Source organism: Mycoplasma corogypsi (assembly GCF_045276875.1).
Lineage (GTDB): Bacteria > Bacillota_I > Bacilli_A > Mycoplasmatales > Metamycoplasmataceae > Mycoplasmopsis > Mycoplasmopsis corogypsi.
In genome coordinates this window covers 508738-521491 of sequence record NZ_CP174163.1, presented here as the reverse complement: position 1 = coordinate 521491, position 12754 = coordinate 508738, and the positions used below count along the sequence as shown (strand labels likewise).

8 protein-coding genes are annotated in these 12754 nt (G+C 29.5%); all 8 read right to left on the bottom strand.

The window, feature by feature from the left end; all coding sequences use genetic code 4:
- Positions 1-412 precede the first annotated feature (412 nt).
- The 8 genes from ACJA23_RS02155 to cdd all read right to left on the bottom strand — a co-directional run bounded on the left by ACJA23_RS02155 (position 413) and on the right by cdd (position 12754).
- A complete protein-coding gene (locus ACJA23_RS02155) occupies positions 413-2698 on the bottom strand; it encodes a GA module-containing protein (RefSeq protein ID WP_406613560.1) in 2286 nt (761 codons plus the stop codon).
- Positions 2699-3306: 608 nt separating this feature from the next.
- Positions 3307-5805 (bottom strand): hypothetical protein, encoded by a 2499-nt coding sequence (locus tag ACJA23_RS02150; RefSeq protein ID WP_406613558.1) that lies wholly within the window; start codon positions 5803-5805, stop codon positions 3307-3309.
- A 602-nt stretch (positions 5806-6407) separates the two neighbouring features.
- Complete coding sequence (locus ACJA23_RS02145) at positions 6408-8723, bottom strand: hypothetical protein (RefSeq protein ID WP_406613556.1); 2316 nt, start codon at positions 8721-8723, stop codon at positions 6408-6410.
- Between the two features lie 380 nt (positions 8724-9103).
- Positions 9104-9949, bottom strand: a complete 846-nt coding sequence (locus ACJA23_RS02140; RefSeq protein ID WP_406613554.1) for an MAGa3780 family membrane protein — start codon at positions 9947-9949, stop codon at positions 9104-9106.
- A gap of 107 nt (positions 9950-10056) precedes the next feature.
- The gene (locus ACJA23_RS02135; RefSeq protein ID WP_406613552.1) at positions 10057-10302 is read right to left on the bottom strand and encodes a YneF family protein; all 246 of its coding nucleotides are present in this window, start codon (positions 10300-10302) and stop codon (positions 10057-10059) included.
- 62 nt (positions 10303-10364) lie between these two features.
- The gene (locus ACJA23_RS02130; protein WP_406613550.1) at positions 10365-11453 is read right to left on the bottom strand and encodes a M42 family peptidase; all 1089 of its coding nucleotides are present in this window, start codon (positions 11451-11453) and stop codon (positions 10365-10367) included.
- Between the two features lie 9 nt (positions 11454-11462).
- A complete protein-coding gene (gene era / locus ACJA23_RS02125) occupies positions 11463-12365 on the bottom strand; it encodes a GTPase Era (RefSeq protein WP_406613548.1) in 903 nt (300 codons plus the stop codon).
- Positions 12365-12754 (bottom strand): cytidine deaminase, encoded by a 390-nt coding sequence (cdd, locus tag ACJA23_RS02120; protein ID WP_406613546.1) that lies wholly within the window; start codon positions 12752-12754, stop codon positions 12365-12367. Before cdd ends, era begins: the two co-directional genes overlap by 1 nt.

Sequence of the window (12754 nt, the reverse complement as noted above, 5' to 3'; positions counted from 1 at the left end):
GGCATTTAAATTTTAAACTTTTCCATATTTTAGTTATCAAAAACGTATAAAACCTTGACCGTATAGTTCAGTTTCCCATCTTTTAATAATAAATATAAAAAATTAAGTACATTTACATTCATACTCACCAACAACCATTTTTTACCTACTTTAATTGTAAATATTTTTATAGTTATTTTTTCCTAAGTTTGTCCGATTTTGGTACTTTTTTAGTCTTATTTTAGTGTTTTATGATATTTTAAGTCATAGTGTTTATATATTAGATAAAAAGTTTAAAACTAAACAAAAGAACCTATTCTAAAAATAGAACAGGTTCTTTTTTATAAAATGGGCATAAGTAACTATGTGCTTATATTGGAATATTTTATGAATAAAGGAATATGTTTAAATTGGATTCAATATTTTTAATTTATTATGCTTGTGATTCGGTTGTAGCAGCTGCAGCTAATGTATCAACTGGTTTAACAAATTTTGTTAATGGAATTCTTACTAAAAATGTACTGATTCAACCGTCTCAAGTTCTACCTTGAAGTGCTAAGTAAACAGCATTTTCATCACCTTTAACTTGTTGTAATACTAATTTATCATAATCATTTTTATGAGTAATGAATCAAAAGGTTCTTCTTGTGTTATTGTTTGAGTAACCAGTGAAGATACCACCTCTATTACCAGTTGTTGAATTTGTCGCGTTAAATCTGTTGTCGTATCTGTTAATGTAATTTCTTACAACATTTTGGAACTTATTATTTCCATTTCAGTATCAGTCTCTAAATGATTTATTGAATTCGTTATTAGTAATAGCATATGTTTTATTAACTGTTTGGTTTGCAGAATCTTCAGTTGTACCAATTTGCCCAACTAATGCAGATGCATCAACTGGAATAGCTGGTCCGTTATATTCAACAAATGTATTTAGAACATCTCAACCAGCTTTTAGGTTTTCATCTGAAATATTACCATTTGGTGCTTCATTTGTATCAGGGTATGTTCAAGTAAATTGTAGTGGATTATTAGGATTTTTTGGATTTCTTAAGTCTCTAAGTCTTAATGAAATTGTATTTCCTGTTACTGTATTACTACTTAATGTTGAATTGTTTGCAGCAGCAACTGTTAATGTAACGATTGGGAATGCGTAAAATCTTCTATCAGCATCACTATTACCGTATTTTCTCATTACATACTCAAATGTAATTTTAGGACTTGATAAAACAACATTATTGAATTTTTCAGCACCTAATTGTTTTACTAAACCATCAGATAATAATTTTCAGTTTTCAGTATTTGCGAATCATTTATCTAAAGCTGTTTGTAATTCATTTTTCTTAGTTTTAACTTTTTCTAAAGAAATAACTTGATCTTCACTGTAGTATCCAACTTTAGTAAGATTAGTTAATTCAGTTGATATTAATTTTATTTCTAAACCTGGAAGATTTTCAATTTGAAGGTGTGGTAAAAAGTTGCTTCAATTTAGTTTGTAGTCGTATGGATTTCTGAAGTATGCTTCAGAATTATTTCTTGAATCACCGTTTAATGCTTCTTTTTGTGATTTTAGACTATTTAATAGTTTAGAAACAACTGCAGCTGTTGTATCAAATGAAGCATCATCAGCTTTAACTACCTTTTCACCTTCTTCTTTTACGTAGTTAACTAATTGTAATTGAGCTGTTGTTCTTACTGGTGCTCAATATCTTGAGTTTGATGCATTTTCACCTTGTGGTGCAGAAGTCAATGCTTCTAAAGCAAAATTGTATTCTGGATATAAAACTAGTACTTTATCTAAAGCTTGGTCGAATTCAGCTTTATTTGAAGCGTTGTAGTATTTTTTACTGTATTCGTTTCTTAAAGTTAAACTTTCCAATGCAACAGTTTGCAATTCTTTTGCACTTTCTAAAATTCTTTTGATATTTTCAGCTTTAGTTGTTTTTTTGCTAACTGTTCCATTAGATGCAACTAATGCGTTAACGTGAGCTAGTAAACTATCTTTTAATGTTGATACAAGCACAGCATTTTCACCAGTCTGTTCATCTAATTTTGTTTTTACTTCAGCAACTAAAGTTGTTAAGCTTAAGTAAGCTTTTAATTCAGTAACAGCTGATTTCAATGCTGTAATTGATTCATCAATTTTAGCTTTTGTAGTGTCAGCTGATTTTAATTTCTTATTGTCTAATAATGCTTCAGCTTCGGCTAATTTAGCTTCATATGTAGTTTTTTCAGTACCATTTAAGCTTGCAGTACTTTCTTTACTTTGTTTAGCTGTTTCTACTTCATTAACTAAGTTAAGTGTAGCAGCATTCAATTGTGTAGCCTCTTCAACGATAGTGTTAATTCCATCTTTTGTAGTAGCTGAATCGATTTTTCCATCAAATGATGTTTTAACTGTTGCAGATAAATTTTCTAAAGCAGCTACGCTGTTTTTACCTTTAGTTTTTTCATTATTTAATTCTGTAACTGGATCTACAACTGGTTCAGCTGGTTTAGTTTCTTTACCTTTACCATCTGTTTCAGGTGTAGTAGGCTCACTTGGGTTAGTATTATTATTTCCACCATCTGCATTTGTATTAGATGTATCGCCAGATGTTTCTGAGTTTGTATTTTCTTCTGTTGTAGCTTTACTTCCACAACTAGCAGCAATCATTGTAGGCACGATTGCTAATGATACACCGGCAGATAAAATTAATCTAAATTTTCTATTTTTCATAATTTACCTCTAGTTTTCATAATTTACCTCTAGAAATAAAAACCATTTATTATTATGAACTTTATATATGATTGGCTTATTAAACAATTGTTTATTAAATAGTTTTTATTTCGAATCAAAAATATAATAAAATCTATCGTTAATTTCGTTTATTTCCATACCTATTAAACAAAAAAAAAAAAAAAAAGAAGAAAATGGTAAAAAAACGGAATAAAATTTGATATAACCACTGAAAAGAGAGCTTTTTATTTTGCTGTTTTTGAGGTTATGGTCATTATATATCAGTTAAAACTATTTATTTTTAGTTTCAGAATTTATAAAAAACACCACTATATATTTGAGATTGAAGTACCACTTTTACCTAAATAAATAGAATTTAGATTCACTTCATAATCATAGACTATGTATTTCTTAGCTGCATCAGAAATTAAGTTCTACTAATAGTTTTATTGTATTTTTACTAAAAATAATTAGATATACATGAAAAAAAGAAAGCACACTGAACTATACAGTGTGCTTTGGTTTAAATATTTTAGGAATGAATTTGACCACAAGCAAGTTGCTTGTGAATGACTTTGAATAAATACTAATTATAAATAAAAAGAATATTAACTAGCGTTATCTGTAGCTGCCGCTGCTGGTTGTGTATTTTCTGGTTGTGCGACTGGTGCAGTTTCTACAGTACCAAATGTTTGAACTGGTTTTACAAATTTAGTTAATGGTATTCTGACTAAAAATACATTAACTCAACCTTCATTTGTTCTACCTTGTAAAGGAACATATACAGCTCCTGTATCACCTTTTAATTCTTGAAGCACAAAGTGTTCAGATAAACCATCTACTCTACGGTATCTTAAATTAAATGCAGGAACAATTTCATTGTCAGGTTGAGCTACAAAAATACCATTTTTCTTAAAGTATCAATCATTATCAAATTTGTATCTATTGTCGAATTTATTGATGTATCTTCTTAACATTTCTTGGAATTTATTATTTCTATCAAGGAATCAGTTTTTAAATTTACTATTAAATTCAGTGTTTGTTATTGTAGCGGTACCATTTACTGTTTTATTTAATCCCTCTTCAACACCAATTCCTGTTAACCCAGATGCATCTAATGGAATTGATGGACCATCATAGTTAATAAATAAGTTAATATATTCACGTGCAATTTTTTCATTTTCTGCTGTAATTTCAGTAGTTGGTGCAGGTGAAGCAGTAAAGTAAACTGAATTATGTTCATATGGATAAATACCATCATTGACAGATTTATTTCTAATATTACGTAAAACAAGTGAAATAGTATTTTGACTTTCACTTAATGATGAAATACCATCAACTGGTTTAACGTCGAAAGTAACACTTGGTATTAGATAAATAATTCTTTCATTTGACTGAGTTTTATGGAAATATAGGTATTTATATGAAATAACCGGATTATCTAATTTAACATTATTAAAGTTTTCTGATCCTAATTGTTTTGTTAATTTTTCAGTTAAGTCAGCATAATTAGATACTTGACTGAAGTATGCATTTAATTTATCTGTTAACTTAGTTTTTACATCATTTACGCCACCTATTTTTTTTGCTACATCTTTATCAACTGGTCCATTTTGTTGTAAGTCAGATTGTTCATCATTTTGCAAGATGTATTGAATATTTGGTAAGTCTTCTATCGCCATACTTGGTAAGTATCTGTTTCAACTTAATGTGTAGTTGTGTGGATTTTTAAAGTAGGCTTTTGAATCGGTTCTTGTAGTTCCGTCTAGCCCATTTTTAGCAGCTTGTAAGTTTGCTAAAAGTTTAGAAACCACATCAGCTGTAGACTTAAATGAAGCATCTTCAGCTTTTACTACTTTGCCATCTGTTTCTTTAACATAATTAACTAATTTTAAACTGTCTTCAGCTCTAACTGGACCTCAAACTCTTGGGTCAAAACTTTCTGAATTTGTAATAGCGGCTTCTAATTCTTGAGGAGTTACAGTTTTGAAATTATATGCTGGATATAAAGCGAATGTTTTATTTAATGCTTCATCAAATTCAGCTTTATTTGAAGAGTTATAATATTCCTTAGTATAATCATTTCTAACTTTTTGGCTTTCAAATACTAATGTTTTTAGTTGTTTTAATGATTCTAATAATTTTTTAATTTCAGCAGCTTTTTCAGCTTTTACAGAAGTTGTTTCGTTAAATGATAATAAATCATCAACATGAGCTAATAAGTTAGTTTTTAAGTCATCTACTAATATGTTTGAATTTTCACCTAATTCAGTTTTAAGTAGAGCTACACTAGCTGTTAATTCAGTGTAAGACTTTAAATTGTCTGTAGCTGTTTTTAGTTTAGTATTTGCATCAGTTAATTGTGCTACTGTTGTGCTTGCTGTTTTTAATTTATTTTCAGCCAATAAATCTTCGGCAACTTTTAATGCTTCTTGATATGCAACTTTTGCTTGATTATCATTAGCTAAAGCACTTGCATCAACTTTTTTATATTCAGTAACTTGCTCAACTAAAACTAACACATCTGTATTTAATGCTTTTGCATTTGTTAAAACAGCTGTAACTGCTTCTCTTGTAGTTGCTTGATTTATATTATTTTTTAATTCAGTTTTAGCAGAATCACTTAAGTTATTTAGTCCATCGATATCATTTTTTGTTGTTTCTTTTACTTTATTTAATTCAGCTAAAGTATCAACAACTGGCTCGCTTGGAGTAGTTTTATCTTTTTCTCCATCTGTACTTGGATTAGTAGGTTCTGATGGCTGTTCTGGTGTTGTAGGTTCTTTTTGACCATCTTTTTCAGGAGTAGTAGGCTCGCTTGGAGTAGTTTTATCTTTTTCTCCATCTGTACTTGGATTAGTAGGTTCTGATGGCTGTTCTGGTGTTGTAGGTTCTTTTTGACCATCTGTTTCAGGAGTAGTAGGCTCACTTGGGTTAGTTTTATCTTTGTCACCATCTGCGTTTGTATTAGATGTATCGCCAGATGTTTCAGAGTTTGTATTTTCTTCAGTTGTAGCCTTGCTTCCACAACTAGCTGCAATCATTGTGGGTATGATTGCTAATGATACACCGGCAGATAAAATTAATCTAAATTTTCTATTTTTCATAATTTACCTCTAGAAATAAAAACCATTTATTATTATGAACTTTATATATGATTGGCTTATTAAACAATTGTTTATTAAATAGTTTTTATTTCGAATCAAAAATATAATAAAATCTATCGTTAATTTCGTTTATTTCCATACCTATTAAACAAAAAAAAAAAAAAAAAAAAGAAGAAAATGGTAAAAAAACACGGAATGAAATTCGATATAACCACTTAAAAGAGAACCTTATAGTTTGCTATTTTTGGTGTTATGGTCATTATATATCAGTTAAAACTATTTATTGTAGTTTAAGAATTAATAAAGTTTATATAAAACATCACTATATATTTGAGATTAAAATACCTTTTTTATCTAAATTCAAAATAAAATTTAGGTTCACTTGATAACTCTAGACTATGTATTTCTCAGCTGCGTCAGAAATTAAAAGGCTACTAATAGTTTTATTATTTTTTACTAAAAATAATTAGATATACATAAAAAAGAAAGCACACTGAATTATACAGTGTGCTTTGGTTTAAATATTTTAGGAATGAATTTGACCACAAGTATGTTACTTGTGAATGACTTTGAATAAATACTAATTATAAATAAAAGGAATATTAACTAGGATTAGCTTCTGCTGTTGCCGCTGCCGGTTGTTCACCTTCTGGTTGTGCGACTGGTGCAGTTTCTACAGTACCAAATGTTTCAACTGGTTTTACAAATTTACTTAATGGTATTCTGATTAGGAAAATTCTTAATCACCCATTCTGTGTTCTGGCATACATTGGTAAGTAAACTGCTTCTTTATCACTGTGGACTTGTTGTAATGCAAATTGAGTTTTCACTCTTGGTAATTCACGGTATCTTAAATTGTGTACTGTATTGCTAAGATCATCTGGATATGCAACAAAAATCCCACTCGCAGCTACATTATCAACGTTATCTACATTAAATCTATTATCTAGTTTATGGATATAGTTTCTTATTCCGTATTGGAATTTGTTTGTTTGATTCAAGAATCAAGCCTTAAATGTTTCGTTGAATTCATTACTTGAAATAGTTGAAGTGTTATTAACAGTTGGTTTTTCACCTTCTGTAACCCCTAATTTACCAACTAATGATGATGCATCTAGTGGAATTGTAGGACCATCATAGTTAACAATTTGATTTAAAAAGTCTCAAGCAATTTTTTTGTTGTCTGTTGTAATTTGATTACTTGGTGCAGGTGAAGCTGTAAAGTAAACTCATGGTAATTCGAATGGATACATTCCACTATCTAGTTCTGAATCTCTTAAATCACGAAGTTGCAATTTAATTTCTTTTTCCGATTCTTCTTTTAATACAGTATTATCTTTAGCAGTAACTGTTAGTGTTACAATTGGATCTAATAATACACGTCTAGATGTGCTATCTTTGTAGTAAACATATTTAAAAGTGAATTTAGGTTCAGATAATTTAACGTTATTAAAGTTTTCTGATCCTAATGTTTTAGTCAATGTTTCTGCTGCTTTTTGTAGATTTTCATCATGACTGAATCACTCTTTGAATTTTTCTAATAAAACAGTTTTTCTATTTGTTACATCTTGGATACTTTCAAATTTAGATTCATCATAAACACCATTATCAGTAACACCTTCAACATCATTTGCTAACATTACCCCAATACCAGGAAGATGAGGAATACTTAAATTTGGTAAGAATCTGTTTCAACTTAACATATATCCGTATGGATTTTTGAAATATGCTGGTGAATTTTGTCTTGTTTCACCATCTAATCCATCTTTTGCAGTTTTTAATGTAGCTTCTAATTTTGCTACTAAATCAGCAGTAGCTTTAAGATCGGTTTCTTCTGCCTTAACAACTTTGCCGTCAACTTCTTTTACATAGTTAACCAATTGTAATTCATTATCGCTTCTTTTTGGACCTCAAACTCTTGGGTTAGTGTTGTCTTGGGCCGCGATTGTGCTTTCAATATTATCACTGTTAAAGTTATATGCTGGATATAAAACTAAAACATCGTTTAAGGCTTTATCAAATGCTGCTTTATTAGTTGAATTGTAGTAATTTTTAGGATATGTAGTTCTTAAATCGATACCTTCTGACACTAAACCTTTAAGTGATTCTGCATGAGTTAATAATCTGTTAATATCAGCTACTTTGTTAACTTTTTCAGATACTTGTGCATCTGAAGTTTCTAAAGCAGTAACATGTTTTAGTAGGTTGTCTTTTAGTGTTGCAACTAAATAATCAACATTACCTTCTAATTTAGTTTTTAATGCAGCTAATGTTCCAGAAAAGTCAACATAAGCACTTAAATTTGTTGAAGCTAATTTTAATTGTGCAGTTACTTCTTCTAATTTAGCTTTTGTAGCTGTCGCTTCATTTAATTTATTTTCTGTTAATAAGTCTTGTGCTGCTTTTAATACTTCTTGGTATTTTGTTTTTGCATCATTTGTAATATCTTTAGCACCTTCTTCTAATTTCTTAGATTCAGTTACTTGTGCTACTAACGCAACTACAGCAGCATCCAATTGTTTAGCTTCTTCAACAATAGCACTAATTCCGTCTTTTGTAGTTGCTGAATCAATTTTTGTATCAAATGATGTTTTAACTGTTGCAGATAAATTTTCTAAAGCAGCTACACTGCTTTTACCTTTAGTTTTTTCGTTATTTAGTTCAGCAACTGGATCTACAACTGGTTCAGTTGGTTTAGTTTCTTTATCTTTACCATCTGTTTCAGGAGTAGTAGGCTCACTTGGGTTAGTTTTATCTTTGTCACCATCTGCATTTGTATTAGATGTATCGCCAGATGTTTCAGAGTTTGTATTTCCTTCAGTTGTAGCCTTACTTCCACAACTAGCAGCAATCATTGTAGGTATGATTGCTAATGATACACCGGCAGATAAAATTAATCTAAATTTTCTATTTTTCATAATTTACCTCTAGAAATAAAAACTATTTATTATTATGAACTTCTATATATGATTAGGCTTATTAAACAATTGTTTATTAAATAGTTTTTATTTCGAATCAAAAATGTAATAAAATCTATCGTTAAATTCGTTTATTTCCATACCTATTAAACAAAAAAAAAAAAAAAAAAAGAAGAAAATGGAAAATTTTTTCTCTTTTTATCACATTTAAATGCACCAATTACATATTAATAAATTAATATGTTATGAAACATCGCAAAAGAATTTAAAAATTTAGTGTAAATTATGTTTTTACACTAAATAATTACCTTTAATAATAGTAAAAATCATTTTAATTAAGACAATTTAGAAAGTAATATAAAAAAACAATCATATGAGTGCTATCTAACGTCCCAAGCCTTGTTTTGACGATCAAGTTGTACTTTACATACTTTGTATCAAAAGAAACTTATTCCAATAGTTAAAAGAATAAATGCAACAAATAATACTAAGTTTAATGTAATTACTGCAAATATATTTCCACCAGTGTAGAAAAATGGTTGTCTAAAGTTTAAAAATGGGTAAATTACCACACCAAGTTTACGGTAAAAGGCTGATTTTTCGCTAGCAAATTGACTGAATAAGTTAACATAATCATCACTGATAAAGTAAACAATCATTGCAAAAAAGTAGTAAGCCAACAGTGGAATAAATGATAAAAACATTGCTCATTTTGAAATAGATACAGCTTTACGGTTGTAAATAAATGTAGCAATTCCTAATACAGGAGTAACAAAGTGTACCATCACACTTGGAATAAATCTTAATGGATCGATTGTTCTATTAATTAAAGCAGGTACAAAAATTAAAGCTCAAAAGACTAAAAAAGTAATGCTAATATAGACTGTTACTAAAAACATTGCTCGTTGCATTTGTCATTTAGTTGGATAAATGGCAAATAGAATAATAACAATTCCCATTGCAATGTTTGAAATTCAAGTAAAAGTAAAAGTTGTACCCCAAAAAGTATTTAATGGTTTTTGTAGTAAGTTATTTTCATATAAAAATTTAATTTTATCCGGTTCTAAACCTTCTAAAACTTTTACATAGTTAATTTTATCAACGATCCAAACCATTAAAGTAGCAGCAAACATTAATAATAGATAAATAACACCTAATATGAGGGTTATTTTTCTTTTTTTGTCCCAAAAATGGTATGGGAGCTTTTGTCCTAGTTTTAAATTCATAATATTATTTTATAATACTTTTTAAATCTTGCTATTTTCTGCAATAAAAAAGTCCATATTGGACTTAATAAACTAATGATAGTTTTGAATAATTGCTAATAAATAGATTAATCTTTCTTCTTAGCAGCTTGCATATTACGCATAATTGATCTAATTTGTGATTCGCTAGCTTTACGACCCATTTGTTCAAACATAACACGAATCATTTTTTCAGTAATAGGTGGATTTTCTTTAATTTGTTTTTCAAACATTCTTTTAGTTACAAAGAAAGTAACAATAGCGGCTGCTAAACCAATACCAATTACTAGTCCAACGATTAGTCCAGCTAGCTCTCCTCCAGATAATGTAATCATTCTCTCTCCTATCTAAATCTGTGCTTATTTTAATTATAACCAAAATAAGTTAATAACTTAAATTATTGGTATTTAATTTTGTTATATTCTGCTTCATTAAAGTCTTTACAGAAGTTTGTAAGTAATTCAGTTGCTTCAAGTAAATCACTTATGCTACATACCCCAATTGGGCTATGTAAATATCTTTGAGGTAGTGAGATAGTTAGAACACTAGCTCCTCCAGGAGCATATTGTAGCTCGTGAGCATCAGTTCCTCCACCCATTGCTACAAAACGGTAAGTTTTTAAGTTATGTTTTGTGGCTGTTTGTTCAAAGAAATTAATTAATTTAGTATCCATTAAAGTTCCACCATCTTTATATCTTAAAGCAGCACCTTTAAATAAAGCTGTTGTTCCTTTAATTGTTCCGATTGTATCGTGACTTGAAGTAGTATCTAAAACTATAGCTACATCAGGGTTAATAATACTTACTGAAGTTCGAGCTCCTCTTGTTCCTACTTCTTCTTGTACAGTACCAAATAAATATAAATCTATATCTAGCTCTTCATCTGCTAGATTATTAGCAATAAATTCTAAAACTGTTACCCCAGCACGATTATCCATTGCTTTTCCACCGATTAAATCAGGGTTTTTAAATTGAATTAATTCACCAGATAAACAAACTCTATCTCCTGGTTGTACTTTAGCTTCTAAAGCTTCCGTTTTTGATTTAAAACCAAAATCAGCATACAATTCTTCGTTTGTAATAGCTTTAGACACTTTATCTCGTTCCATAATGTGAATTGAAGTATGTCCAAATACTCCAGGGTAGCTCTCGTTTGTTTCGTTTACTATTAAAGTTGCTTTAGTTCCAACTACAACAGTTGGTCAAATACCTCCAACTGGTGATAATAGTAATTGGCCATTTTCGCTAATATCTCTAACCAAATAGCCAACTTCATCCATATGAGCTGCAATCATTACTTTTGGAGCATTAGCTTTTTTAGATTTTCTGTAGAAAATAATTGAACCCATTTTATCACGAGAAATTTGATAAGCCCCAGCTTTAATATTGTTTCTTAACTCATCTGCTACAGGTTCTTCGTATCTTGACATTGCTTGAATGTCTAAATAGCTAATTAAACGCTTTTTAAATTGTGTAGTTTTATCCATAATTATCCTTTAATTTTTATAACCAAATCTTGCTAAAGCTTCTTGGTTATCGATTCATTTTTTGGCTACTTTAACTTTCAAATTTAGTGTAGTTTTTTGGTTAAATTGACGCATGATTTTCATACGTGCATTAACTCCAATTTGCTTGATTTTTGAAGCGTTTTTACCAATTACCATTCCTTTTTGAGAATCTTTTTTAACATAAATTGTTGCGTTAATTAAGATTTTTTGGTTTCCAAATTCATCTAGATCATCTGGATCTTCAATAAAATCAGTAATTTCAACAGCAATTGAGTGAGGTAGTTCGTCTCTTAGCTGTTCAATTGCGCTTTCTCGAATAATTTCCTTAGCTATAAAACGCATTGATTTATCAGTTACATAACTTTCGTCATATTGCAACGGTCCTTCATATGAGTAAGTTTTTATTAAATCAATTAAAGCATCAATTGATTTAAAATCGTCTTTTGAAGTTGAAACGATATGTTCAAACTGAAATTCTTGCAATTCGTCCATTTTGGCTAGTAATTTTTCAGGCTGGCTTTTGATTGTATCGATTTTAGTTATAACAGCTATTTTATGTTTTAGGTTTTGAATTTTATCTAAAATCATTTTATCACCAGGACCTATTTTTTCATCAGCTGGAGTTAAAAATAAGACAACATCGACATCTTTAGCAGCTTCATAAGCATTTTTATTTAACGCTTCACCTAGTTTATTTTGAGGTTTATGAATTCCTGGAGTATCGGTGAAAATTAATTGAGTATCTTCATCATTATATATACCGATAATTTGATCACGAGTGGTTTGAGCTGTTTTAGTTACAATTGCAACGTCATAGCCAACAATAGCATTAGTTAGTGAGCTTTTTCCAACATTAGGTCTACCAATGATACTAATAAAACATATTTTCATTATTTAATATCATCCATTCTAATTCCGTATGGAACTAATTGTTTTATTGTATTAACTCTAACTTGTTTACCATCGTTGCTATATTGATAAACTTTGGCATCAATTGGCATAAATTCGGTCATTACTTGTCTACAACCAGCGCAAGGGCTTATGATTTCGTTTTTTTGGCTAATAATATGAATTTCCTTAAAACTACCCACTTCAGCTCCGTATGCTACTGATCCAAATAAGGCGCTTCTTTCTGCACATAAACCTGATGGATAAGCTGCATTTTCAACATTTACACCATAGTATTGTTTATTGTTTTTATCAATTGCAATAGCAGCCACCTTAAACTTTGAATATGGGCTATATGAATATTGCAATAAGTTTTGTAATTTTTCAAGCAT